Annotated in this window: 23 protein-coding genes; 8 read left to right on the top strand and 15 right to left on the bottom strand. The window is 67.9% G+C overall.

The window, feature by feature from the left end; genetic code table 11:
* Nucleotides 1-117: 117 nt before the first annotated feature.
* The 7 genes from murD to rsmH all read right to left on the bottom strand — a co-directional run bounded on the left by murD (nt 118) and on the right by rsmH (nt 8,814).
* Complete coding sequence (gene murD / locus AC07WJ_RS15665; RefSeq protein ID WP_494935505.1) at nt 118-1,524, bottom strand: UDP-N-acetylmuramoyl-L-alanine--D-glutamate ligase; 1,407 nt, start codon at nt 1,522-1,524, stop codon at nt 118-120.
* A 5-nt stretch (nt 1,525-1,529) separates the two neighbouring features.
* Nucleotides 1,530-2,612, bottom strand: a complete 1,083-nt coding sequence (gene mraY, locus AC07WJ_RS15660; RefSeq protein ID WP_494935504.1) for a phospho-N-acetylmuramoyl-pentapeptide-transferase — start codon at nt 2,610-2,612, stop codon at nt 1,530-1,532.
* Between the two features lie 20 nt (nt 2,613-2,632).
* Nucleotides 2,633-4,093 carry a UDP-N-acetylmuramoylalanyl-D-glutamyl-2,6-diaminopimelate--D-alanyl-D-alanine ligase gene (locus tag AC07WJ_RS15655; protein ID WP_494935503.1) on the bottom strand — a complete coding sequence of 487 codons (1,461 nt, stop codon included), beginning with the start codon at nt 4,091-4,093 and terminating at the stop codon, nt 2,633-2,635.
* Nucleotides 4,090-5,574, bottom strand: a complete 1,485-nt coding sequence (locus tag AC07WJ_RS15650) for a UDP-N-acetylmuramoyl-L-alanyl-D-glutamate--2,6-diaminopimelate ligase (RefSeq protein ID WP_494935502.1) — start codon at nt 5,572-5,574, stop codon at nt 4,090-4,092. The genes AC07WJ_RS15655 and AC07WJ_RS15650 overlap by 4 nt, the downstream gene beginning before the upstream one ends.
* 71 nt (nt 5,575-5,645) lie before the next feature.
* Nucleotides 5,646-7,421 (bottom strand): peptidoglycan D,D-transpeptidase FtsI family protein, encoded by a 1,776-nt coding sequence (locus AC07WJ_RS15645; RefSeq protein WP_494935501.1) that lies wholly within the window; start codon nt 7,419-7,421, stop codon nt 5,646-5,648.
* Entirely contained in the window at nt 7,421-7,828 is a 408-nt protein-coding gene (gene ftsL / locus AC07WJ_RS15640; RefSeq protein WP_494935500.1) for a cell division protein FtsL, read from the bottom strand. The genes AC07WJ_RS15645 and ftsL overlap by 1 nt, the downstream gene beginning before the upstream one ends.
* Entirely contained in the window at nt 7,825-8,814 is a 990-nt protein-coding gene (gene rsmH, locus AC07WJ_RS15635; RefSeq protein WP_494935499.1) for a 16S rRNA (cytosine(1402)-N(4))-methyltransferase RsmH, read from the bottom strand. Before rsmH ends, ftsL begins: the two co-directional genes overlap by 4 nt.
* A 465-nt stretch (nt 8,815-9,279) precedes the next feature.
* On the opposite strand from rsmH, the gene AC07WJ_RS15630 reads away from it, so the two are divergent.
* Nucleotides 9,280-10,023: a GntR family transcriptional regulator gene (locus AC07WJ_RS15630; RefSeq protein WP_494935498.1), complete on the top strand. Its 744-nt coding sequence runs from the start codon at nt 9,280-9,282 to the stop codon at nt 10,021-10,023.
* A gap of 1,075 nt (nt 10,024-11,098) precedes the next feature.
* Here AC07WJ_RS15630 and AC07WJ_RS15625 read toward each other — a convergent pair.
* The 4 genes from AC07WJ_RS15625 to AC07WJ_RS15610 form a co-directional block, all read right to left on the bottom strand.
* Complete coding sequence (locus AC07WJ_RS15625; protein WP_494935497.1) at nt 11,099-11,758, bottom strand: HdeD family acid-resistance protein; 660 nt, start codon at nt 11,756-11,758, stop codon at nt 11,099-11,101.
* An 85-nt stretch (nt 11,759-11,843) separates the two neighbouring features.
* On the bottom strand, nt 11,844-12,593 hold the full coding sequence (locus AC07WJ_RS15620) for a M15 family metallopeptidase (protein WP_494935496.1): 750 nt from the start codon (nt 12,591-12,593) through the stop codon (nt 11,844-11,846).
* 9 nt (nt 12,594-12,602) lie between these two features.
* On the bottom strand, nt 12,603-13,358 hold the full coding sequence (locus AC07WJ_RS15615) for an N-acetylmuramoyl-L-alanine amidase (RefSeq protein ID WP_494935615.1): 756 nt from the start codon (nt 13,356-13,358) through the stop codon (nt 12,603-12,605).
* Nucleotides 13,359-13,426: 68 nt separating this feature from the next.
* Nucleotides 13,427-14,158: a TerB family tellurite resistance protein gene (locus tag AC07WJ_RS15610; RefSeq protein WP_494935495.1), complete on the bottom strand. Its 732-nt coding sequence runs from the start codon at nt 14,156-14,158 to the stop codon at nt 13,427-13,429.
* A 128-nt stretch (nt 14,159-14,286) separates the two neighbouring features.
* Here AC07WJ_RS15610 and AC07WJ_RS15605 point away from each other — a divergent pair, with 128 nt between their 5' ends.
* The 3 genes from AC07WJ_RS15605 to AC07WJ_RS15595 all read left to right on the top strand — a co-directional run bounded on the left by AC07WJ_RS15605 (nt 14,287) and on the right by AC07WJ_RS15595 (nt 15,730).
* A complete protein-coding gene (locus AC07WJ_RS15605) occupies nt 14,287-14,853 on the top strand; it encodes a DUF4337 domain-containing protein (RefSeq protein WP_494935494.1) in 567 nt (188 codons plus the stop codon).
* A gap of 38 nt (nt 14,854-14,891) precedes the next feature.
* Nucleotides 14,892-15,233 carry a DHCW motif cupin fold protein gene (locus tag AC07WJ_RS15600; protein WP_494935493.1) on the top strand — a complete coding sequence of 114 codons (342 nt, stop codon included), beginning with the start codon at nt 14,892-14,894 and terminating at the stop codon, nt 15,231-15,233.
* Nucleotides 15,234-15,361: 128 nt separating this feature from the next.
* Nucleotides 15,362-15,730 carry a hypothetical protein gene (locus AC07WJ_RS15595; protein ID WP_494935492.1) on the top strand — a complete coding sequence of 123 codons (369 nt, stop codon included), beginning with the start codon at nt 15,362-15,364 and terminating at the stop codon, nt 15,728-15,730.
* Between the two features lie 23 nt (nt 15,731-15,753).
* On the opposite strand, the gene AC07WJ_RS15590 is transcribed toward AC07WJ_RS15595, so the two are convergent.
* From AC07WJ_RS15590 to AC07WJ_RS15575, 4 genes are all read right to left on the bottom strand, one after another.
* Complete coding sequence (locus tag AC07WJ_RS15590) at nt 15,754-16,365, bottom strand: GNAT family N-acetyltransferase (RefSeq protein ID WP_494935491.1); 612 nt, start codon at nt 16,363-16,365, stop codon at nt 15,754-15,756.
* Nucleotides 16,366-16,389: 24 nt separating this feature from the next.
* Nucleotides 16,390-17,655: a M16 family metallopeptidase gene (locus AC07WJ_RS15585; RefSeq protein WP_494935490.1), complete on the bottom strand. Its 1,266-nt coding sequence runs from the start codon at nt 17,653-17,655 to the stop codon at nt 16,390-16,392.
* A 23-nt stretch (nt 17,656-17,678) separates the two neighbouring features.
* Nucleotides 17,679-18,575: a hypothetical protein gene (locus AC07WJ_RS15580; protein WP_494935489.1), complete on the bottom strand. Its 897-nt coding sequence runs from the start codon at nt 18,573-18,575 to the stop codon at nt 17,679-17,681.
* Between the two features lie 158 nt (nt 18,576-18,733).
* Nucleotides 18,734-20,152 carry an amidase gene (locus AC07WJ_RS15575; RefSeq protein WP_494935488.1) on the bottom strand — a complete coding sequence of 473 codons (1,419 nt, stop codon included), beginning with the start codon at nt 20,150-20,152 and terminating at the stop codon, nt 18,734-18,736.
* 299 nt (nt 20,153-20,451) lie between these two features.
* Here AC07WJ_RS15575 and AC07WJ_RS15570 point away from each other — a divergent pair, with 299 nt between their 5' ends.
* The 4 genes from AC07WJ_RS15570 to AC07WJ_RS15555 all read left to right on the top strand — a co-directional run bounded on the left by AC07WJ_RS15570 (nt 20,452) and on the right by AC07WJ_RS15555 (nt 22,873).
* The gene (locus tag AC07WJ_RS15570) at nt 20,452-21,141 is read left to right on the top strand and encodes a GNAT family N-acetyltransferase (protein ID WP_494935487.1); all 690 of its coding nucleotides are present in this window, start codon (nt 20,452-20,454) and stop codon (nt 21,139-21,141) included.
* Between the two features lie 72 nt (nt 21,142-21,213).
* On the top strand, nt 21,214-21,540 hold the full coding sequence (locus tag AC07WJ_RS15565) for a PadR family transcriptional regulator (protein WP_494935486.1): 327 nt from the start codon (nt 21,214-21,216) through the stop codon (nt 21,538-21,540).
* Entirely contained in the window at nt 21,528-22,196 is a 669-nt protein-coding gene (locus AC07WJ_RS15560; protein ID WP_494935485.1) for an HAAS signaling domain-containing protein, read from the top strand. The genes AC07WJ_RS15565 and AC07WJ_RS15560 overlap by 13 nt, the downstream gene beginning before the upstream one ends.
* Before the next feature lie 59 nt (nt 22,197-22,255).
* The gene (locus AC07WJ_RS15555; RefSeq protein ID WP_494935484.1) at nt 22,256-22,873 is read left to right on the top strand and encodes a hypothetical protein; all 618 of its coding nucleotides are present in this window, start codon (nt 22,256-22,258) and stop codon (nt 22,871-22,873) included.
* The last annotated feature ends 74 nt before the right edge of the window (nt 22,874-22,947 follow it).

The following is a 22,947-nucleotide window of genomic DNA, read 5'->3' as shown; positions in this document are numbered from 1 at the left end:
TCGATCTCATGCGTCAGCGCCCGGCCGGACCGGTCACTTGCCGATAATTTACGGCGAGCACCTCAACGCCCCGTTAACCCTAGAGCTCCGGCTGGACGGTTCGGACAGCCGGCGCGCTCACCTGGCCGCATCGATCGGCTGCAGGCCCGGCAAGGCGAGGACCAGATCGCGGAACGCCGTGCCGCGCACCTCGAAATTGGGAAACTGGTCATAGCTGGCGCAGGCCGGCGACAGGAGCACGACCGGATCCGGCGCGCCGTCGCGAGCGGCGTCGGCCGCGGCCAGCGCCACCGCCTTGTCGAGCGTGCCGGCGACGACATGTGGCGTGGCGCCGAGGGTCGCGGCGAATTCTTCGGCCGCGGCCCCGATCAGGTAGGCCTTGGCGATACGCGGAAAATAGCCGGCGAGAGGGGCGATGCCGCCCTCCTTGGGCTTGCCGCCGGCGATCCAGTAAATGGTGGAGAAGGCTGCCAGGGCCTTCTCGGTCGAATCGGCATTGGTCGCCTTGGAATCGTTGACGAACAGCACCTTGCCGATGCGGCCGACCTGCTCCAGCCGATGGGCGAGCCCCGGAAAGCTCCGCATCGCGGCGACGATCGCCTCCGGCGCCAGTCCCAGCGCCTCGCAGGCGGCATAAGCCGCCATGGCGTTCTGGGCATTGTGGGAGCCGCGCAGCGCGCCGACCCCGGCGATCGAGAAACGGAAGGCGACCGCGCCGGCCTTGATGCGCAGGATGTCGGTACCGTCGAGGCAGAGCCCGTCGGAGACGGGATTGCGGATCGACAGGCGGACGACCTGCCGGCCGGCGCGCTCCGCGCGGTCGGCCATGGCCTGGCTGTGCCTGTCGTCGACGCCGACAATGGCGGTGCCGCCGGCCGGCACGCCGGCGACCAGGCGTTCCTTGACGGCGGCATAGGCGTCGAGCGTGCCGTGACGATCGAGATGGTCCGGGGTGACATTCAGGCAGATGCCGACGCTCGGATCGATCGACGGCGTCAGGTCGATCTGGAACGACGAACACTCGATGACATGGGTCCGGCCGGGCGCCGGCGGCTGCAACGACAGGATCGCGGTGCCGATATTGCCGCCCATCTGGGCGTCGCGACCCGATTTCGCCAGGATATGGCTGATCAGCGCGGTCGTGGTCGACTTGCCGTTGGTGCCGGTAATGGCGACGAAGGGCGCGGCCGGCGCCTGGACCGCGCGCTCGCGGCAGAACAGCTCGATATCGCCGATGATCGCGACGCCGGCGAGCGCCGCCTTGCCGACCGTCCAGTGCGGCGCCGGATGGGTCAGCGGCACGCCCGGCGTCAGCACGAAAGCCGCAAGGCCCGTCCAGTCGATGCCGTTGAGGTCGACGGTCTCGTATCCCGCGGCCTTCGCCTTGGCGACGGAGGCCTGATTGTCGTCCCAGGCGACAACGTGGGCGCCGCCGGCGGTCAGCGCGGCGCAGGTGGCGAGCCCCGAGCCGCCGAGCCCGAAGACGGCGACCTTGGCGCCCTTGAACAGGGTGACCGGGATCATCCCGATCACCGCAGCTTCAGGGTGGACAGGCCGGCCAGCGCCAGCACGAAGGCGATGATCCAGAAGCGCACGACCACCTGCGGCTCCGACCAGCCCTTCTTCTCGAAATGGTGGTGGATCGGCGCCATCCGGAAGACGCGCTTGCCGGTCAGCTTGAACGACGCCACCTGGACGATGACCGAGACGGCTTCGAGCACGAACAGGCCGCCGACCACGGCGAGCACGATCTCATGCTTGGTGGCCACCGCAATGGTGCCGATCAGGCCGCCGAGCGCCAGCGATCCGGTGTCGCCCATGAAAATCTGCGCCGGCGGCGCGTTGAACCAGAGGAACCCCAGGCCCGCCCCGATCAAGGCGCCGATCACCACAACGATCTCGCCGGTGCCCGGCACATGGGTGATCTGCAGGTAATTGGCGAAAAAGGCATTGCCGGAGAGATAGGCGATGATGCCGAAGGTGCCGCCGGCGATCATGACCGGCACGATGGCGAGGCCGTCGAGGCCATCGGTCAGGTTCACCGCATTGCCCGAGCCGACAATGACCAGCGCGCCGAAGGCGATCATCAGGAAGCCGATATTGATCGACAGGTCCTTGATGAAGGGAAAGAAGATCGAGGTGTTGAGCGGCTCGCGGGTGACATAGACCACGGCGGTGACCGCCAGGCCGGCAATGACGAATTCCAGGGCCAGCCGGGCGCGAGACGAAAAGCCGGCATGGGTCTGCTTGGTCACCTTCAGATAGTCGTCATAGAAGCCGATGGCGCCGAAGCCGAGCGTGACGAACAAGAGGATCCAGACATAGGGGCTGCGGAGATTGGCCCAGAGCAATGTCGAGATGACCAGGCCGGCCAGGATCATCAGGCCGCCCATGGTGGGCGTGCCCTTCTTGGCCATGTGGCTTTCCGGGCCGTCGCTGCGGATCGGCTGGCCCTTGCCCTGTTTCAGACGCAGGAGCTGGATCAGGCCCGGGCCGAACAGGAAGACGAAGATCAGCGCCGTGACGGTCGCGCCACCGGTGCGAAAGGTGATGTAGCGGAAGATATTGAGCGGTCCGAAGACGCTGGTGAATTCAGCAAGAAAGGCGAACATCGCTCGATATCTCTCGTATCTCAGGCCGCGCCGAGATGGGCGTCGTCGGTGACCTCGGCGGCAAACTTGGCTTTCAGGGTCTCGACCAGCGGCGCCATCCGGCTGCCGCGCGAGCCCTTGACCATGACGATGTCGCCGGACCTGAGCGTGCGGATCACCTCGGGCTCGAGTTCGGCGGCGGTCGCGGCATAGGCGCCCCGGCGGCCGACTGGCAAGGCCTTCCAGAGATTTTCCATCAAGGGGCCCGAGCAGAAGACCAGGTCGACATGGGCATCGGCGAGCGGCCCGGCGAGGCCGGCATGCAGGGCCTTGCCGTCGGCGCCGAGCTCCAGCATGTCGCCGAGCACCACGATGCGCCGGCCGCCGGGGGCCGGCTGCACCGCGCCGAGAACGGCCAGGGCCGCCCGCACGGACACGGGGTTGGCGTTGTAGCTCTCGTCCAGCAAGGTGAAGCTACCCTGGGACAGACGGCGCTGCGAACGCTCGCCGCGGCCGGAAACCGCCCGCATGTCGGATAGCGCCAAGGCGGCGATCGCGAGATCGGCGCCGGCGAGCTTGGCGGCAGCGAGGACGGCGAGCGAGTTCATCGCCAGGTGCCGGCCGGGCGAGCCGAGCTTGTAGGTCACCTCCTGGCCCATGACGCGGGCATGGACCGTCGAGCACAGGGCCGAAAGCGAGACGCGCAGCAGCCGGACATCGGCCTCCTCGTGTTCGCCGAAGGACAGGATGGTGTCGATGCCGGCGGCCTTGGCGGCCCGCGCCAGCCGGTCGAAATGACGGCTGTCGCGCGGCAGCACAGCCGCCCCGCCATGTTCGACACCGGCGAAGATCTCGGCCTTGGCGTCGACGATGGCCTCGATCGAACCGAGATTTTCCAGGTGCACCGCCTCGATCGTGGTGACGACCGCGACATCGGGGCGAACCATGCGGGTCAGCGGGGTGATCTCGCCGCTGTGGTTCATGCCCACTTCGAACACGCCGAACTCGCTTGCCGCCGGCATGCGGGCCAGCGTCAGCGGCACGCCGATATGGTTGTTGAAGCTCTTCGGCGGGGCATGGGTGCGGCCTTCGCGCGCCAGCACATGGGCCAGCGCCTCCTTGGTCGAGGTCTTGCCGACCGAGCCGGTGATCGCGACGATGCGCGCAGCGGTGCGGGCGCGGGCGGCGACGCCCGCCTTTTCCAGGGCCTTGAGCGGATCGGCGACGACGAGATAGCGGCCGGCCGGGGCGCCGGCGGCCCAGTCCTCCGAGACCACGGCAAGGGCCGCGCCCTTGTCGAGCGCCGCGGCGACAAAGGCGTGGCCGTCATGGGCCAGCCCCTTGATCGCGACATAGGCCTCGCCCGGATTGATCGACCGGCTGTCGATGGAAATGTCGGTGACGACCGCAGCCGGAGCGCCGACGACGCGCGCGCCCATGGCCCGGGCCAGCGCCTCGGTGGTCCAGAGCGGATGGCCTTCGCTGTTGCCTGGCATGCTCATGCGGCGGACCCTTTCGAGGCGGCTTTCGTCTGATAATCACGGATGGCCTTCGCCGCGACCTCGTGATCGGAGAAGGGAAGCGTGATGGACCCGACGATCTGGCCGGTTTCGTGGCCTTTTCCGGCGATCACCAGCAGATCCCCTGATTTCAGGTCGCGGACGGCGCTGCGGATCGCCTCCGCCCGGTCGCCGATCTCCTCGGCTCCGGGCGCTGCGGCCAGGATCGCGGCGCGAATGACCGCCGGGTTTTCCGAGCGCGGATTGTCGTCGGTCACGATCACCCGGTCAGCCCGCTCGGCGGCGATGCGGCCCATGATCGGCCGCTTGCCGGCATCGCGGTCGCCGCCGCAGCCGAACACCACGACGAGGCGGCCGGTGGCGAAGGGGCGCGACGCCTCCAAGACCTTGTCCAGCGCATCGGGCTTATGGGCATAGTCGACGACGACCGGCGCGCCGTCCTTGGCGCCGACGAAATCGAGCCGGCCCTTGGCGCCTTCCAGATGTTCGAGCGCCGCGAAGGCCGCCTTCGGCGCGACGCCGCAGCCGATGGCGAGGCCGGCGGCGACCAAGGCGTTGTCGACCTGGAAACTGCCGAGCAAGGGAATCCGCGTGGTGAAAGTCTCGCCGAAACCCTCGGCGACGACGATCTGGCCGGCGCCGTCAATGGTTTCCGAGCGGATGGCGATGCCGCCGGTCCTGTCCTGGCCGGCCCGGCCGATCTCGATCAGCCGAAGCCCGCGCCGCCGCGCCGCCTCGGAAAAATAGCGGCCGTCGGGACTGTCCATCACCACGGCCGTGCCATCGGCGGGCAGCAATTCGGTGAACAGGCGCAGTTTCGCGGCGCGATAGGCCTCGACGGTCAGGTGATAGTCGAGATGGTCGCGCGACAGGTTGGTGAAGGCCGCGGCGGCGATCCTCACCCCGTCGAGGCGATATTGATCGAGACCATGGGACGAGGCCTCGAAGGCGAGATGGGTGACCCCCTCGCCGGCCAGCACGTCGAGCGTCTCGTGCAAGGTGACCGGATCCGGCGTGGTCAGCCCGCCATAGGCCTCGCCGGAGGGGCGCACCACGCCGACCGTGCCGATCGAGGCGGCCTGGAAACCCTGCGCGGCGAAGACCTGGCGCAGGAAGGCGGCGACCGAGGTCTTGCCGGAGGTGCCGGTGACCGCGGCAATGGTTGCCGGCTGGCGCGGATAGAACCGGCTGGCGGCGAGCGCCAGCGCCCGGCGGGCATTGGCGACCTGGATCACCGGTATGCCGGCGACGTCGGCCGGCGCATCCGTCCGATCGGTGACGATCGCCACGGCGCCGGCGCTCGCCGCCGCCCCCGCATGGGCCATGCCGTCGGTCTTCTCGCCCTTCAGTGCGAAAAACAGGCTGCCCGGTCCGACCCGGCGGCTGTCGGCGGTCAGACCGGTCACGGCCGTTCCTGCCCGGGCGGGCGGCGCATCGTCGTTCAGGAGCGTGGCGAGATCCATGGCGGCATCGGATGGAGAGAAGTGAGGAGCTCGGCCAGGCGAGCGTGAAAATGCACTAGGTGACGGCGAGTTTAGCGCCCGGTTCCGCGGAAGCCGACCTGGATCGTCTGCGCGGCTGGCCCGATGTCGAAGCGCGGCTGAAGGCCGAGCAGCGGGGCCGCCCGGGCGATCACCCGGCCGGCGGTCGGTGCGGCGTTGAAACCGGCGGTGGCCAGGCCATGGGTCTCCGGGATGCCCTTCGGCTCGTCGAGCATGATCAGCAGGATGTAGCGCGGCTGGTCGGCCGGGAACACCGCCATGAACGAGTTGAGCAGCTTGTCCTTGGCATAACGCCCGCCAATGACCTTCTCGGCGGTGCCGGTCTTGCCGCCGACGTAATAGCCGTCGACATCGGCGCGCCGGCCCGAGCCGCGCTCGGCATTGAGCCGCATCAGGAAGCGCATGTTGGCCGAGGTCTCGGGCCGGATCACCCGGGTGGCGGTGGCGCGGGCCTGCTCCTGGGTGCGGCGCAGGAAGGTCGGATTGATCAGCAGGCCGCCATTGACCAGGGCGGCGGTGCCCATCACCGCCTGCAGCGGCGCCACCGACAGGCCGTGGCCGAAGGACACCGTGGCGGTGGTGATGTCGGCCCAGCGGCGCGGCACCAGCGGCGCGGCGCTTTCCGGCAGCTCGGTCTGCAGCCGGTTGAGCTGGCCGAGCTTGCGCAGGAAGTTGCGCTGGTACTCGCCGCCGAGCGTCAGGGCCATGCGGCTGGTGCCGATATTCGACGAATAGGTGAAGACCTCGGGCAGCGACAGCACCCGGCGCTGGGCGTGGAAATCCTTCACCTGGTGCCGGCCGACGGTCAGCGGGAAACGCGCGTCGATCTGCGAATTGATGTTGAAGCGGCCGGAATCCATGGCCATGGCGGAGGTCAGCGATTTCATCACCGAGCCCATCTCGAACACGCCCGTCGTCAGACGGTTGATTCGGTCGTCGCCATGCGAGCCGCCCGGATGGTTCGGGTCATAGTCCGGGATCGAGGCCATGGCGATGATCTCGCCGGTGTCGACATCCATGATGACGCCGGCCGCCGCCTTGGCCCGGAACCGCGCGAAGGCCTTCTGCATCTCGTCGCGCAGCACGTGCTGGACGCGCAGGTCGATGGAAAGCTGGAGCGGCTCCTGGTTGCGGCTGGTGGCGAAGCCGGCGCGGTGCAGCTCAGCCAGGCCCCGTCCGTCGATATAGCGCTCGAGCCCGGCAATGCCCTGGTTGTCGACATCGACATGGCCGAGCACGTGGGACAGCGTCGGGCCGTTCGGATAGGAGCGCTTGGCCTCGCGCAGGAAGCCGATGCCGGGAATGCCGAGCCTGTGGATCTGTGCCTGCTGCTCGCGGGTGATCTCGCGGCGCAGCCAGACGAAGCCCTTGCCCGAACGCAGGCGCTCGCGCACCTCTCGCTGGTCGAGGTCCGGCAGCACGGCGGTCAGGAGTTCGGTCGCCTCGTCGACATCGAAGCTCGCCGCCAGCTTGCGCGGCTCGGCGAACAGCGACTGGGTGCGGATATCGGTCGCCAGCACCTCGCCGTTGCGGTCGATGATGTCGGGGCGCGCCGAGGACACCGCATCCTGGGTCCGGCCGGCATTGCGCTGCGACGGGTCGCCATTGACCGCATAGAGGATCATGCTCGTCGCGATGACGAGGTAGAGGCCGCCGAAACCGACCATGGCGAGCACGACACGGGCCTTGGCCTTCTTCAGCCGCTCGGCCTGCGGACCGGCGAGCAGCCAGGCGAAGAACAGCCGGGCGCGCATCAGGAACCGGGGTTTCGGCGCGCGGGCGGTCGGCTCGCTGGAATGAGACTCCATCAACGGGCTCCCTGCTGCGGCCGGCGCTGCGGCACGGGCGTCGGCCGGACCGAGCCGGTGGCGGTCGGGTCGGTGGCGCCGCTGCCGTCCATGGCCTCGAGCATCGAGCCGATCGGATCGGGATCGACGAAGGGCTTGTCCGGCAAATTGTTGAGATTGTTCAGTTGGTCGATCGAGGCCGGACGCAGGCTCAGATGGCGCTCGGCCAGGGCCTGCAGCCGGTCGGGGCGGTTGAGCCTGGCCCATTGCGCCTTGAGCTCGGCAATCGCCTCGCGCTCGCGGCTGATTTCCAGCTTGAGCTTGGCGACTTCCTCGGCATGGCGCGTCGCCTCGTATTTGACGCGATAGACCACGACGGCGGCGACGATCAGCGCCGCGACGACCAGGATGTTGAGGAAGCGCATCATGACCGCGTCTCCCGCGCAGGTGCCACGGTTCGTTCGGCGGCGCGCAGCTTGGCCGAGCGTGCGCGCGGATTGCCGGCGTTTTCGGCTTCGCCGGCGACGACCGCCTTGCGGCCGAGCAGCACGAAGGTCGGGTCCGGCACGCTGGCGGCCGGGGCATGGCGCGAGCCGCCGGCGGTCCTCGCCGAACGGTCGGCCAGGAACTGCTTGACGATGCGGTCCTCCAGCGAATGGAAGGTGACCACGACCAGCCGGCCACCGGGCCTGAGAATGCGTTCGGAGGCGGCCAGCGCCCGTTCGAGCTCGGCCAGCTCCTCGTTCACCGCGATGCGCAGGGCTTGAAAGGTACGGGTTGCCGGGTGAATGTCGCCGGGCTTGGACCGGACCACCTTGGCAACGATGTCGGCGAGCCGCCGGGTGGTGACGATCGGCTCCAGCACCCGTTCGCGCACGATGGCGCGGGCAATATGGCGCGACAGCCGCTCCTCGCCATAGGCGTAGATCAGGTCGGCGAGTTCGGCTTCCGGCAGCCGCTGGATCAGGTCCGCGGCCGTTTCGCCTGAGATCGCCATGCGCATGTCGAGCGGCCCGTCGAAACGGAAGGAGAAGCCGCGCTCGGCCTCGTCGATCTGCATCGACGACACGCCGATGTCGAGCACGACGGCGTCGACCGCCTCATGGCCGAGCGCCGCGGCGACCGTGTCGAGCCGGGAAAAGCGATCCTGCACCAGGGCCAGGCGGCCGTTCGCGCCGGCGACCAGGTCCTGGCCGGCGGCGATCGCGGTCGGATCCCGGTCGATGGCGACGACGCGCGTGCCCGGCACGTCGAGAATGGCCCTGGTATAACCGCCGGCGCCGAAGGTGCCGTCGATGACGAGGGTGTCCGGGCGCAACGCCAGCGCGGCGATCACCTCGGCCAGGAGCACGGGAACGTGACGGGCCGGTCCGCCGGCGGCATCGGTCCCTGTCATGCCGCGACCCGTCGTCATTCCTAAACTCCCACGCCTCGCCACGCTCGACCGCGACCGGGAACCAGGCCCGAGCCGCCGATGCCGAACCCAAGCGCTGGCCTCGCGCGGGAGTGGCGTCGGAAAATACAGCTCGTTCTCGACCGGCATGGCATCACGGGCGTCGGTGACGATCACGCCCGAGGACGCCCATGTCACAGGGTCCGTGTCGTCAACGCCTCATTAACGCGGCTCGCCGTTAACAAACGGTTTCCTAAAGACTTTGGTCACCATGTGTCTCACCCGCGATCGAGCCGCCCCGGCCTCGGCGATGCGGGGGTGGCCGGCGGCGCGCGGCGGGCCTGCCTGGCCGCAAGGAAGCCAGCCCCGATATCCCGCCGCCCGGCTTTTCCGATCGCGCCACGCCACGTTTACGCCACCGCGACGCAGGCTTAGACTGATAGGCTAGTACATTGTCAGCTGCACGCAGATCGGACTGGGCTCTTCATGGTCGCCGTACAAAAACACCCCGTCGACTTCAGCCGCAGTGCCGTCTCGCGTTATCTTCAGCTCGCCACGCTGTTCCGGCGCCGAATCGAATCCGGGCAATGGCCGCTCGGCAGCCAGATTCCGACCGTCGACGATCTCGCCAGCGAATGCGGCGTCGCGCGCGCCACGATTCGCCAGGCGCTCACCCTTCTCGAGGCCGAGCACCTGATCGAGCGATACCGGGCCAAGGGCACGTTTGTCCGGCGGCAGCCGCAGGAGGAATTGTGGTGCGAGGTCGGCACCGACTGGTCGGGCCTGCTCCGGCCCAATCATACCGCCCGTATCGAGATCCTGTCCGACGAGCCCGACATCCAGCTCGGCCCGGTGCTTTATCCAATCGGCACGCTGGCACCGTCCTATCGCCATCTGCATCGGCGGCATTGGCGGCACGGCAAGCCGTTCCTGCTGACCAATGTCTATATCGACGAACGCCTGCGCGAGCGCATCAGCCAGGAGGACGTCGAGACGAAGACCGCGCTGCGCCTGATCAACGATGTGCCCGGCCTCGAGATCCGCGACGCCCAGCAGACGCTGACCATCGGCACCGCCGATGTCGAGACCGCCGAGGCGCTGTCGCTGTCGCTGAACGCGCCGGTGGCCCTGGTGCATCGCCGGGCCGTCGACGCCGACGGCGTCTGCGTCCTCGTGGCGGAAGGCGTCTATCGCGGCGACGTCGTGCGGTTCGATATCAAACTGCGGTAATCGGCGGCCCCGCCGTGGCTCACGCCGGTTTGCGGTGGCCGGCGGCGCTCGATCGGGCCAGCCAGAAACACCCTGTACAGACACGCCACCGACACGATAAGGTCATATAATTGATCTTTAGGATGAAGCGATAAGACCTGCGGCGGGGGTTCTCGGCGCCCGCGCCGACAATCGCGTTCCACGCCGAAGGCGAAATTTGGGCGAGCTGCAGACGGCTCACAGGTCCTGTCGCAGGAGGCTGCCCGGATGTCCGGTCTCATGTCGCATGTCCGCGTGCTTGATCTGAGCCGGGTCTTTTCCGCCCCGGCGACCTTCGAACACAGTCGCGCATTTCGCTACCGCTCCGCAGCGGCAAGCGGCGGCCTCATCCTAAAGACGAGTACTATGATCTTTTATTGTCGAGAGGCGGCTGCGACGGTCGGGCGACGCCATGTCGATTGGCCGTGGCCGCGACAGCATTCCCCATGCCGCCAGAGTTCACGCACCTCGCGTCAATCTGCATCTTCTCAATGTGTTACGAGACGTTTCTTGCCCGCCGGGGTTCACGCTGGAACCACGGCCCACTCCTCTCCCCGGGGCTAGCGTTCGCACACATCTCGGAATGGCTATATGTTCAAGGCCTTGCACTACGGAAAGGCCGTCCTTCGAGGCTCGCAAGAGCTCGCACCTCAGGATGAGGATGGCCGGCGCAGCGCATTGATATTACTCATGAAACGCGACGGTTGAGGCGCATGTTGAACCGGGGCTGATGCCAATATCTACAGCCCTCATCCTGAGGTGCGAGCGCCCTTGCGCGAGCCTCGAAGGACGGCAAACCGTCGCGCAAAGCACTAAACATATAGCCGTTCCGAGATGTGTGCGAACGCTAGCGCGCCGGGGAGAGGTGACGAGTGATGGTTCCGGTGCGAGGCGGCGGATGGCCACGCATTCAGACTCATCGCAGGAATGCACGCGAAAACCGGCTCCCTTCGGGAGCATAGGTGGCGGCAAATGTCGGGACCAGGCGGCTAAGCAACCCGCCGCGGCGAACAGGGCGCGCCGCGGTTTTCCTCAGGAGTTTGCCGCTATCTCCGGGTCAGCTCGCCGGCGGCGGCGAAACCGGCGGATTGGCGGCGGGCGGAGCCTGGACCGGCGTCGGCGCCGGCGCCGGACGCGGCTTCACACCGTCGAAGGTCGAGCGCACCGCCTGGGCGAGCATGACGTAGGACCAGCCCTGGAAGATCAGCTCGATCGCCAGGAAGGTGCCGAGCACCCAGGTGGCCGACATCGGCCATTGCGCCACGATCAGGGCGCCGAGAACCAGCGACAGCAGCCCGGAAATGAGCACCCAGACCCAGACCGCCGCCGGCCGGAGCTGGAAGGCCATGATGATGCGCAGGATGCCGACGGCGATCAGCGCCGAACCGGCCAGCAAGGTCAGCGCCGCCACCGCCGAGATCGGATTGTAGAACACCACGGCGCCGGTGAGGATGTAGAGAATAGCGACCAGCAGCATCAGGATGCGGCTCTTCCAGCCTTCGCGGCGGAACGAGTCGACCAGCAGCACGCCGCCGCCGACCAGCATCATGGCGCCGAACGACAGGACGCTGGCGATGCTGAACAGGAAGGTCGCCACCAGCCCGAACATGCCGAGCAGGATCAGGATGACGCCCGCGCCCATCAGCCAGCCCCAGTTGCGGCGAAGAGGAATGAGATGAGAGCCGAGGGAATGCGCAGTGCGAGCCGTATCGGTCATGGTCAACTCTCCCAGTCGATCGCCGAACAATGCGCCTTCCGGTCGCAAAGTCCAGGCGCGCGCGGCTCGGCTGCCATGCCGGAACCTAGCGATTTTGCCGCGAAACGACCGGAAAATCGAAAATCTGGACAGGAAATGGTTCATTTCTCAGTTGAAAATGCCACCATTCCCTCGGATAGCCCCGAAAGCCGTGCCGGGTCATCGCCTGATGCAGGGTCAGGCGGTTTGCCCTTGCGACCGGCCCGATACGCGGGTCGGCGAGACCGGAGCGCGGATCGAAGCAGTCGAAGGCGGTGCCGAGATCGAGCGTGCCCTCATCCACCCTTTGTCCCGGAGGCGCCGTGCAGGCGCCCTGCCCGCTGCGGGCGCCGGGCGGCGCGCCGATGCGTGCCAGCCCAACATCCACCGTGCTGCCGCGCGAATGGGTCGAACGCGGCGAGATATAGCCCTCGACCGAGAGCCTTCGCTTGTCAGCCTCGGGATAGAACACCGCGCGCATCCGGTCATCGGCCGCGTCCGCGCTCCAGGCCATGAAATCCTGGACCGCCCGCGCCGGCCGATAACAATCCCAGACCACCAGCATCAGGCCACGGCCGGCGAGATCGCGCTGCACCGCGCTCAGGGCCCGGGCCGCCTTGTCGGTGAGAATGCATTCCGCGGCCCGGTAGCCGGCGACCGGCCGGCCGATGAAATTGAAGCCGCCGGCATAACGAATGTCCTGGCGAATGCCCGGATCGACCGCGGCGAGATGGACGAAACCCGCCGGCAGGCCGTCACTCAGGGCGAGTGCCGGCGCCGCCAGCACGATCAGCAGGACCAGGACAAGTCGGCGCATCGGTCAACCTCATCGCGCCGCGAGCAGATCCCGCAGGGTTTTCAGGGTCGAGGCGTCGGCGACGCCGTCGACCTTGTCCTGGCGCCAATGGCGCTGGAAAGCGCCGACGACCGCCTCGGTCGGCGCGTCATAGACGCCGGTGACCTCGATGCCGTAGCCGAGCATGGCGAACAGCGCCTGGATGGCCTGGACCGGCGGCCCTTCTTCGCCCCGCGAATAGGCCTTGCCGTCCTGCCAGGGAGCGGGCGGAACCCACAGGCCGACCCCCGCGGCGGCCAGCCGGTCCCAGGGGAACAGTTCGCCCGGGTCCTGCTTGCGGGCCGGCGCGATGTCGGAATGCGCCAGCACATGGCGCGGCACGATGCCGTGGCGCGCGACGATATCCGCCGAGAGCGCGGTCACCGCCCCGATCTGCTCCGCGGGGAACGGCCGGTAGCCGAATTCATGGCCGGGATTGACGATCTCGATGCCGATCGAGCGCGAATTGACGTCGCCGCGTCCCTCCCAGGATCCCAGCCCCGCATGCCAGGCCCGCCGGTCCTCGGCCACGCATTGGACGATCTCGCCGTCTTCGAAGACGACGTAATGGGCGGAGACGCGCGGCGGGCCGGGATCACAGAGCCGGCGCAGGGCCGATAGCCCGTCCGGCATCCCGGTGTAATGCAGGATGAGGATGTCCGGGCGGTCGACGCCCTTGCGGCAATCGTGGTTGGGCGATGCCGAAAGCGAGCCGACGAGCGCGGAATCCGGCCGCTCGACCGGCAGCGCCGCGTCATCCTCGCGATCCCGAGCCAGGTCATGATGGTGTTCGTGGTGGTCGTCCGGCCGGCCGCTCACGCAAATCCCCTCGCCTTGCGCAGGCTGTCATAGGCGGCGTTGATCGCGGCGATCTTGGCGGTAGCGAGCGCGATCATTTCGGCCGGCACGCCGCGCGCCATCAGCTTGTCGGGATGATGTTCGGTGACCAGCGCGCGCCAGGTGGTCTTGATCGTTTCGTTGGAGACGTCGGGCCCGATGCCGAGCACACGATAGGGATCGGCGCCGCCGCTGGTCACCACATGGCGCGCCGTCACGCATTCGAACTGCCGCTCGGTCAGGCCGAAAATCGCGGCGACCTCGCCGAGATAGGCCAGCTCCGCCTCATGCACCGCGCCATCGGCGGTGGCGATGCCGAACAGCCCGTCGAGCAGATCCTCCAGCGTTTTCGGCTCATCCTTCAGGAGATCGCGGAGCTGGCGGGCATAGGCGTCGTAACCGGCGACGCTCTGCTTGGCGAGATCGAACAGGGCGACGACGCGCGGCTCATCCTCGGGCGCGATCCTGACCAGCCGGCGGAAGGCATCGATCTCGTTGCAGGTGACCACGCCGTCGGCCTTGGCCATCTTGGCGGCGAGCGCCACCAGGCCGACGGTAAAGGCAATGGTTTCGCGCGGCGGCCGCGCCTCCGGCGCGAGCAGCCCCTCGTCGACCAGAAAATGGCCGGCCAGCGTGCCGACGAGAGCGCCGATCGGCCCCCCCAGTGCAAAGCCCGCGGCGGCCCCGCCGAGTTTTCCCCAGATTGTCATGAGTGCTGTTTAAGGCTGTTCGCGCCGGCAGGCAAAGGCAAGCGGCAAAACGCCGCTCACCCTTGCGCCCCACCGGCCGAAACGGCACACGGTTCTGCCTCGTCCTTCGCGCTACAGGGAATCACCAGATGTCCGGCGGTCACGCTCATCTCGACGCATCCAACAAGAAGATCGCGCTCTTGATCGCGGTCATGGCGCTGCTGCTGGCGATCGCCGAGACCGGCGGCAAGAGCGCCCAGACCGACGCGATCAATTCCAATGTCGAAGCCTCCAATCTCTGGGCCTTCTTCCAGGCCAAGACGATCCGCATGACCACCGTGCGCACCGCCGCCGAGGACATGACCATCACCCGCGACGCGCTGACCGACGAGGCGGCCAAGGCGGCGATGACCCGCCAGATCGACACCTGGCAGCGCACCGCCCAGCGCTGGGACAGCGAACCGGAGACCCGCGAGGGCCGCAAGGAGCTGGCGGCCCGCGCCGCCGCGGCGGAAGCCAAGCGCGACAAGAAATACAAGGCCTATCACGACTTCGAGATCGCCTCGGCGGCGTTCCAGATCGGCATCGTGCTGGCCTCCGCGACCGTCATCACCGGCGCCCTGGCGCTCGCCTGGCTTGCCGGCGGCCTGGGTATCGTCGGCCTCGGATTCATGGCTATTGCGGTGTTTGCGCCGGGGACGATCCACCTGTTCTGATCTATCCTGGCGGCCGCAGATTGAGACGAGGTACCGCCATGCGCATGTCCGACATTGCCTTCAACACCGTCGACTGGTCGACCGTCGAGCCGACCCGTCATGCCGGCGATGTCGGCCATGCGCTGTGGCGGACCCGCCATTTCGGGCCCGCCGACAACCCCATCCGGGTCCGCCTGGTCGACTATGCGCCAGGTTATGTCTCCGACCACTGGTGCTCCAAGGGCCACGTGCTGTTCTGCCTCGACGGAGAACTGGAGACGACGCTCGCGGACGGCCGCGTCTTCGTGCTCAAGCCCGGCATGAGCTACCAGGTCGCCGACAATGCGGAGGCGCACCGTTCGCAGGCGCCCAAGGGCGCGCGCCTGTTCATCGTCGACTGAACCGCGGCGATCGCCCGCGCCTGATACTTTAGTCCTAATACTTTCGTATAAGGATTTCACCGCTCTTGCGCCGCATATTGCAGCGCAACATATTCGTGGCGATCAGAACTCCACCCCTGGAGGTCGCCATGGAGCGGATCAGGGAACTCGCTTTTGCCTGGGCGGCGCGCGATTCCGGTTTGGCCGGGCTCGGCGTCATCGGCCTGATGTTCACCCTGGCGGCCGAGCCGATCGTCGCGCTGAAGGCCGGCGCCGTCGGGTTCACGCTGCTGGCGGCGCTGCTGATGTTCCGCGCCGACAGGGCGCCGCTGCGCGAGCCGGAATGCACCGAAGTCTGGGACGGCCTGAAACGCGACGAACGGCCGCCGCGTGCCGTCGCGCGCAAGCTGATCGGCATGGCGAACCGCGAGGCGGCCTCGACCTTCGGCTGGTATTCCGCCGGCACCGCCGTAGCGCTCTGGATGACCGAGATTGGCGTGGCGCTGTCGGGCTTCTGATCCGGCGGCGGCCGGCAAAGCCGTCAGAGCAGCGGATCGCCTTTGACCATGGCGAACAGGAGATGGTCCATCCAGACGCCGTTGATGCAGAGATATTGCCGGGCGAGCCCCTCGCGGCCGAAGCCCACCCGCTCGAGCAGGCCGACGGAAGCCGTGTTGTGCGGCACGCAGGCCGCCTCGATGCGGCGGAAGCCGAGCGGGCCGAAGATATAGGGCACCAGTGTCCTGACGCCGGCGCTCATATAGCCCTGGCCGGCGAAAGCCTCGCCCATCCAGTAGCCGAGCGACACGGTCTGCGCGACACCGCGGCGGACATTGGTCAGCGTGATGCCGCCGACCACCGCGCCGTCCTGGTTGCGGTGAATGAACAGGGCGTAGCCCTGGTCGTCGCGCCAGTCCTGCCGATAGCGCGCGACACGACGCCGGAACGCCTGGCGGGTCAGATCGTCGGGCGGCCAGGCCGGCTCCCAGGGCATCAGGAAAGCCCGGCTCGCGCCGCGCAGGCTGGACCAGGCCTCGAAGTCGGCCATGTCGGGCACGCGCAGCGTCACCTTGCGCCCGACGATCGGCTCCGGCGGCTCGTAGGCAAGGCCTACGGCACGCAGCAGCGACAGCCGGCCGGATGACGTGTTCATCGAGACCTGTTCATGGTGACGCGTTCATGTCGACCGGAATTGTTCGGCGATCCGCGCCACCTTGTCGAGCCCGCGTTTCGGACCGATGGCGGCAAAAGTGATCGGCGAGGAGCGCACCAGCTTCTCCGCGGAGGTCCGGACATCCTCCATGGTCACCGCCTCGATGCGCGCGGCGATGTCGTCGAGATCCAGCAGGCGGCCGAAGGCCAGGATCTGCCGGGCCATCTGATCGGTGCGCGCAGACGAGCTTTCCAGCGCGCCGAGCAGGCCGACCTTCATCTGCGCCTTGGCCCGGCCGATCTCCGCCTCGGTCGCGCCCGAGGCGGTCGCATGCAGGATATCGAGCGTCAGCGTCATCAGGTCGCTGACGTCCTTGGGATCGGTGCCGGCGGAAATGCCGAACAGGCCGGTATCGGCATAGGACCAGTGGAACGAATGGATCTCGTAGCACAGGCCCCGCTCCTCGCGGACCTCCTGGAACAGCCGCGAGGACAGCCCGCCGCCGAGCAGATTGGTGAACACGCCGATCGCGTAGATCGCCGGGTCGCGATAGCTGATGCCCTCGAAGCCGATGACGATATTGCTCTGCTCGAGCGGTCGGGCCACCGTCTTGATGCCGCCGCCGTAGCGGGCGCCCTCGTGGGCCGGCGCGGACGCGTCGGCAAAGGGCGCGAATTTCTCGGCGACGAGCGCGACCACCTGCTCATGATCGACCGCGCCGGCCGCGGCGACCACCGTGTTGCGCGCCGTGTAGGACCGGCCCATGTAGCCGCGCAGCTGGTCCGAGGTTGCCGCGCGCACGGCCTGCGGCGTGCCGAGGATGGTCCGGCCGAGCGGCTGGCCGGGAAAGGCCGCGGCGACGAAATGGTCGAACACCACGTCGTCGGGCGTGTCTTCGGCCGCACCGATTTCCTGGACGATGACGTTCTTTTCCTTGGCGAGCTCGCCGGCGTCGAACAGCGGATCGGTCAGGATATCGGCCAGCATGTCGGCGGCGACCGGCAGGTCCTCGCCCAGCACCTTGGCGAAATAGGCGGTGTTCTCGGAGGCGGTGGCGGCGTTGAGATCGCCGCCGATCGCCTCGATCTCCTCCGCCATGCCGCGCGCGGTGCGCCGGCTCGTGCCCTTGAACGCCATGTGCTCGAGCAGATGGCTGATGCCGTGTTCGTCGGGACGTTCGTCACGTCCGCCGACGCCGACGGTGACGGTGATGGCCGCGGTCTTCAGATGCGCCATGGCGTCCGTCACGACCGTCAGGCCGGACGGGAGCGTTGTCATGTGTGTTGTCATGACCGGACTTTAGCGAGACCCGATCAGAACCGGAAGCCGCCCGACACCATCAATCGACGCGCGACGATCCAATTTTCCGAGCGCAGCGTGGCAGTGCCGCTGGCTGAGACGGCCTGGCCGGTCGGCGCGCCGCCGGCTGTGACCATCGCCTGGTTGGCGAGCGTCCGCATCAGGTTCTGCGACGGCGCGAAGGCAGCCTCCACCTCGGCGTCGACGCGCGCGAAGAACCGGCCGAACGGGATTTCGAGCCCGGCGCCGAGCACCGCCGAGGGCAGCCAGCTCGATTTGGCATTGGCGACCGTGCCGCCGGTGGTGCAGGTGGGCGGCACGACCGTGCAGATCCGCGAGCCGGTCGCGTTGAAATCGACGCTTTCGGCGAGATGGGCGGCGCCCAGCCCGACCCGCACGAAGGGCAGGAAGCCCGAGATCGCATAGCCATAACGCAGCGACAGCGCCAGGCCACCGTCGAGCGCGGCCTTGTAGGCACCGGTCGCCGCGTTCACATAGGCCGGCACGCCCGGTGCGTTGACATTGGCGGTGCCGCCGAGGCGGCCGCTGCCGCCTTCGCGGCCGAGCCGCCCGCGCGCCTCGAAGCCCGAAACCCAGCCCTCGCCGCCCGACAGGTTCCAGCCGAAGATCGCGTGAGCGCTGATGCCGGTCATGTTGACATGGGTCGAGCAACCCGAGCCGCCGCCATAACCGACCGGCCCGACATAGGGCAGCGTCGCGCCCGGGCAGGCATAGCCGTCGGTGATCGAGAACGCGCGCGGCGGCGCCGAACCGTAACCCAGCCCGCCGGCGATATAGGGTCCGGCGACGCCGCGCGCGGCAGCGGCGATGCCGCCGAAATCCGGCATGGCCGACGGCCTGACATCCTGGGCTGCCGCCGGCGCGGCGATGACGGGGAGGATCGAAGACAACGCCGAGCAAACGGCAAGAACACGCGCGACGCGGCGAACCACGACCCAACCCCCACAGCCCAACGCAACCCCGGCCGGATTTAACACGCGATGACCGAAACGCGTGCAAAACCGTCGATCGAGGTCGATGAAGTGTTAAGGTTGACGGCCCAGCCGGCTCAGCCGCGCGGGTCGATCGGCCTGACCGTGCCGAGCGACAGGATGTCCTCGAGCATCTTGGCGCCGATCAGCACCTGGTCCTCGCCATGCGGGCGCGCCGCGACCTGCAGCCCGACCGGCCGGCCGTCGGCGGTGAAACCGCAGGGCAGCGACAGCGCCGGACAGGACACCGTGGTCAGCGCATAGGCGATCGACAGCCACTGGACATAGTCCGGGAAGGTGAAGCCGTCGCATTCGGCGACGTAACGCTGCTCGACCGGATAGGCCGCGACAATGGTCGCCGGCGTCAGGATCAGGTCGTAGGTCTCGAAGAATTTCAGCGTCCGCTGCAGCATGGTCTGGCGCTGCGCCTCGGCGCGGGCGAGCTGCTCCATGGTCAGCTGCATGCCCTTCTCTATGTTCCAGATCACCTCCGGCTTCAGCTGGTCGCGATGGGTACGCAGCAATTCGGCCTTGGTCACCGCGAAGGCATAGGCACGCAGCACGCCGAAACACTCGTGGACCTCGGAGAAATCAGGATGGGCCTCCTCGACGACCACGCCTGCCGCGGCGAAACGCTCGGCCGCCTTGCGGGTGATCTCCTTCACTTCCGGATCGACGGGGGTGATGCCGAGATCGGGCGAATAGGCGACCCGCGCCGGCTTCCAGGCCGAGCGCAGCGCCGCGCGGAAGCCGCGCTTGGGCAGCGGCAGCGAGCGCGGATCACGATGGTCGTCGCCGCTCATCGCGTCGAGCAGCAAGGCGAGGTCGGTCACCGTGCGCGCCATCGGCCCCTCGATGCCGAGGCTGGCGTCGATCTTGGTGCCCGGCGTGGTCGCGACGCGGCCGGGCGAGGGGCGCATGCCGACAATGCCGCAGAAACTCGCGGGATTGCGCAGCGAGCCGCCCATGTCGGAGCCGTGGGCGAGCCAGGCCTGGCCGGTGGCGAGCGCCACCGCCGCGCCGCCCGACGAGCCGGCCGCCGAAAGCTTGGTGTTATAGGGGTTCAGTGTGCGCCCGAAGACCTCGTTGAAGGTGTTGGCGCCGGCGCCGAATTCCGGCGTGTTCGATTTGGCATAGATGATGCCGCCCTTTGCCTCGAGATTCTCGACCAGAATGTTGGAGGTCTCGGGAATATGGTTGGCGAAGATCGGCGAGCCCTGCGTGGAGCGCACGCCTGCGACATCGGTCAGATCCTTGATCGGAACGGGAATTCCCATGAGGAGTCCACGCCCTTCCTTCGGGCGTTTCATCAAGGCCTTGGCGTGTTTGCGGGCACGATCGAAGCACAGAGTCGGCAAAGCGTTGACGTAACCGTCGACCGCCGAAATCCTCGCCTCGAGCGTATCGAGAAGATCGAGAGGACTGACCTCCTCTTTCTTCAAGAGCTTCAGAATGTCAGTTGCGCTCTTCTCGATAAGCGACAGATCAGCGGCCATGCAGTGCTCCCCCGGGGTTCCCCTGGTTAAGCGTTGCACTGGGTCCGGGCGGCCGGCAAGAGCTGTGCCGTGGCGGGACGCTATGCATGCTGGTCATGGGTCGTTTTGGAAGGGCTGGTCCCTCGGCGTCTCGAGACCGGCAAGCATCGATCCGTGATGCACACGCTTTGCGCAGTCGTCCAAAATGCTAAGAGAGAGCAGAGACCGGACGCCCCCAAAGGCAGACCATTGTCATGAATGCGAGCAGGACCGCCCCCAAAACCGGCAATGATGCCGAGCTCGAAGTCCGGATTCGACGGTTGCACCGGCGTGACCTCAACCGCACCTGGGAATTCCTCAAGCTGGTGTTCCGCGAGGTCAACCGGACAACGGTCGAATATCAGCGCCCGCGCTCGAAGAAGCGCTTTCTCGAGGTCTACGAGGAAAAGGGTATCGAACAGCTGCTGTTCGTCGCCGGCGCGACCGCCGGCGCCAAGGAGCGGATCGTCGGCTACGCCGAATGCGCCCTGGCTATTCTCGGCACCGACAACTGGATGAACGAGCGCTATTTCCGGATGCGCGACATGCGGCCGCTGTTCGTCGAGGAACTGGCGGTGCATCCCGATTTCCAGGGCCGCGGCCTCGGCTCCTTTGTCCTCGACCAGCTCGAGCACCTGGCGCGGCTGCGCGGCTGCACGCATCTCGTCCTGGAGGTCGCGGAGAACAACAACAACGCGCTGAAATTCTACCGCACCCGCAGTTTCTACAAGCTGGATGCGGCGGTGTTCCTCGCCAAGAAAGTGGTCAACGAAGCGGAACTCCTGCCGCCGCGCCCGCTGAGCAAGCGGACCAAGGCGCCGGCGCCGGCGGCGGTCCCGCCGGTCGTCCTGCCGACCGATGATCCTCAGGCCGCCCCCGAGCTTGCGCCGGCGGCGCGGCCGGTCAAGGCGCGCGCCACGCGGGCGACCACCACGCGACGGGCCAAGGCCAAGACCGAGGGCGCGCCGTAACCGCGTTCGGGCCGGCGCTCGCCTTGACACCTAGCGACACGAGGTATAGCGTTTCTAGGTATGGAACCGGAAATGCTCAAGGGTCACCTCGACACCATCGTCCTCGCCGCGCTGGAGGCGGGGCCGGCGCATGGCTACGCGATCATCGAGACGATCAAGCAGCGCAGCGACCAGACCTTCGACCTGCCGGAAGGTACCGTCTATCCTGCGCTGCATCGGCTGGAAGAGGCCGGCCTGCTGGCGAGTTCGTGGGTCATTCCGGCGGGCGGCCGGCGCCGGCGTGTCTATACGCTGACCGATGACGGCCGCGTCGCGCTGACCAAACGCCGCGATGTCTGGGACCGCTTCGCCCGGGCCGTACAGGCGCTGGTGGCAGGAGACCGGTCATGGCCAGCCTGATCGAGACCTATCTGGACGAACTCGAAAGCCAGCTGGATTTCGACCGCCGGCTGGCCCGCCGGGTCCGTGAGGAATTCGCCGACCATCTGGCCGAGGCGGTCGAGGCCGGCGGCGACCTCAGCCCCGAGACCGCCGAACGGCAAGCCCTCGCCCGCATCGGCCCGGCCCGCGCGATCGCCGCCGCCTTCACGCTTGATGCCTTGAGCCGCCAGACCGAACGCATCTGGCTGGTGATCCTGGCGACCTTCCTCGCGACTTTCCTGGCCATGCGCCTCAGGACCCTGGGGCTGGCCGAGGGATCGGCCGGACCGATCGCATTGCTGGTCGACCGCTACGCCTTTGTCGGCGCGCTCGCCATCGGCTGCGGCGGCTGGTTGGCCGCGCGCCGCCAGCCGCCGGCGGAGGTGCTGGACGCGATCGCCGCCCGTGGCTTCCGGATGGTGGCGCTGGTCGCCGCCGGCACCCTCGGCGCGCTGGCGCTATCGACCGCGGCGGGCGTCGCGCGCATCGCCACGAGCAGCGGCGATTTCGGCCTGCTGCAGGCGGCGGTGATCGCCGGCAGCCTGGCCGAGTTCGGCCTCGTCGTCTGGCTGATGGCACAGATCCAGGCCCTGCGACGACGCAGCCTGCGGGCAGAGGCGATCCTCGCCGGCTGAGCCGGCGGTACCGACAGCCATCCTCGACAGCACGTTCAACCGCCCCCTGGAGGCGCGGAATGCCGGTGTTTGTCTCGAAATCGATCGAAAAATGGCCGCTGCTCGGCCTCGTCGCGGTCGTCCTGACCGGCGCCAGCGCGGTGGCCTACGGCCTCGCCGCCAATGACAGCGACGGCTTGCGCGCGATCATCCGCCTGACAGCGCGGAGCTCGCTGACATTGTTCCTGACGACCTTCGCGACCTCGGCCCTGGCGCAGCTCCTGCCATCGGAACCGGCGCGCTGGCTCCGGCGCAACCGACGCCAGCTCGGCCTCGCCTTCGCCCTGTCGCATGGCATTCACCTCGCCGCCATCGTCCTCCTGGCGCGCCGCGATCCCCTGCTGTTCTGGCAATTGACCAATATCGGCAACATCGTCTCGGGCGGGCTCGCCTATCTGTTCATATCAGCCATGGCGGCGACCTCGTTTGACCGGAGCGCCGTCTGGATCGGCCTGCGCGCCTGGCGCCTGCTGCATTGGACCGGCGCCCATTTCATCTGGATCAGCTTCGTCGTCGCCAACGGCAAGCGCATCCCGGTGAGCGGCTGGTATCTCGTGCCGGTCGCATTGCTCGGCATCGCGCTCGCGTTGCGGCTCGCGGCGAAGCTGCGTGCCGGCAGCCGGCAGGCCGCCACCTGACGCGGCCCGGACCTCACGCGCCGATCAGGTCTCTCCTGCTTTGACTTCGGCCGGCCGGATCGGCTTCACTCGCA

The organism is Phreatobacter sp. GW821-FHT04C01 (assembly GCF_059420385.1).
Note: the sequence above shows the minus strand (reverse complement) of the source record. Positions and strands in the feature narration are given on the sequence as shown.

Excerpts from the sequence above, each read along its gene's own strand:
- mraY (WP_494935504.1), bottom strand. The coding sequence starts at position 2,612 with ATGTTCGCCTTTCTTGCTGAATTCACCAGCGTCTTCGGACCGCTCAAT.
- AC07WJ_RS15650 (WP_494935502.1), bottom strand. The coding sequence starts at position 5,574 with ATGGATCTCGCCACGCTCCTGAACGACGATGCGCCGCCCGCCCGGGCA.
- AC07WJ_RS15645 (WP_494935501.1), bottom strand. The coding sequence starts at position 7,421 with ATGGAGTCTCATTCCAGCGAGCCGACCGCCCGCGCGCCGAAACCCCGG.
- AC07WJ_RS15655 (WP_494935503.1), bottom strand. The coding sequence starts at position 4,093 with ATGAGCATGCCAGGCAACAGCGAAGGCCATCCGCTCTGGACCACCGAG.
- AC07WJ_RS15605 (WP_494935494.1), top strand. The coding sequence starts at position 14,287 with ATGTCCGGCGGTCACGCTCATCTCGACGCATCCAACAAGAAGATCGCG.
- murD (WP_494935505.1), bottom strand. The coding sequence starts at position 1,524 with ATGATCCCGGTCACCCTGTTCAAGGGCGCCAAGGTCGCCGTCTTCGGG.
- AC07WJ_RS15625 (WP_494935497.1), bottom strand. The coding sequence starts at position 11,758 with ATGACCGATACGGCTCGCACTGCGCATTCCCTCGGCTCTCATCTCATT.
- rsmH (WP_494935499.1), bottom strand. The coding sequence starts at position 8,814 with ATGACGACGGGTCGCGGCATGACAGGGACCGATGCCGCCGGCGGACCG.
- ftsL (WP_494935500.1), bottom strand. The coding sequence starts at position 7,828 with ATGATGCGCTTCCTCAACATCCTGGTCGTCGCGGCGCTGATCGTCGCC.
- AC07WJ_RS15565 (WP_494935486.1), top strand. The coding sequence starts at position 21,214 with ATGCTCAAGGGTCACCTCGACACCATCGTCCTCGCCGCGCTGGAGGCG.
- AC07WJ_RS15600 (WP_494935493.1), top strand. The coding sequence starts at position 14,892 with ATGCGCATGTCCGACATTGCCTTCAACACCGTCGACTGGTCGACCGTC.
- AC07WJ_RS15595 (WP_494935492.1), top strand. The coding sequence starts at position 15,362 with ATGGAGCGGATCAGGGAACTCGCTTTTGCCTGGGCGGCGCGCGATTCC.
- AC07WJ_RS15590 (WP_494935491.1), bottom strand. The coding sequence starts at position 16,365 with ATGAACACGTCATCCGGCCGGCTGTCGCTGCTGCGTGCCGTAGGCCTT.
- AC07WJ_RS15555 (WP_494935484.1), top strand. The coding sequence starts at position 22,256 with ATGCCGGTGTTTGTCTCGAAATCGATCGAAAAATGGCCGCTGCTCGGC.
- AC07WJ_RS15585 (WP_494935490.1), bottom strand. The coding sequence starts at position 17,655 with ATGACAACACACATGACAACGCTCCCGTCCGGCCTGACGGTCGTGACG.
- AC07WJ_RS15620 (WP_494935496.1), bottom strand. The coding sequence starts at position 12,593 with ATGCGCCGACTTGTCCTGGTCCTGCTGATCGTGCTGGCGGCGCCGGCA.
- AC07WJ_RS15610 (WP_494935495.1), bottom strand. The coding sequence starts at position 14,158 with ATGACAATCTGGGGAAAACTCGGCGGGGCCGCCGCGGGCTTTGCACTG.
- AC07WJ_RS15560 (WP_494935485.1), top strand. The coding sequence starts at position 21,528 with ATGGCCAGCCTGATCGAGACCTATCTGGACGAACTCGAAAGCCAGCTG.
- AC07WJ_RS15630 (WP_494935498.1), top strand. The coding sequence starts at position 9,280 with ATGGTCGCCGTACAAAAACACCCCGTCGACTTCAGCCGCAGTGCCGTC.
- AC07WJ_RS15575 (WP_494935488.1), bottom strand. The coding sequence starts at position 20,152 with ATGGCCGCTGATCTGTCGCTTATCGAGAAGAGCGCAACTGACATTCTG.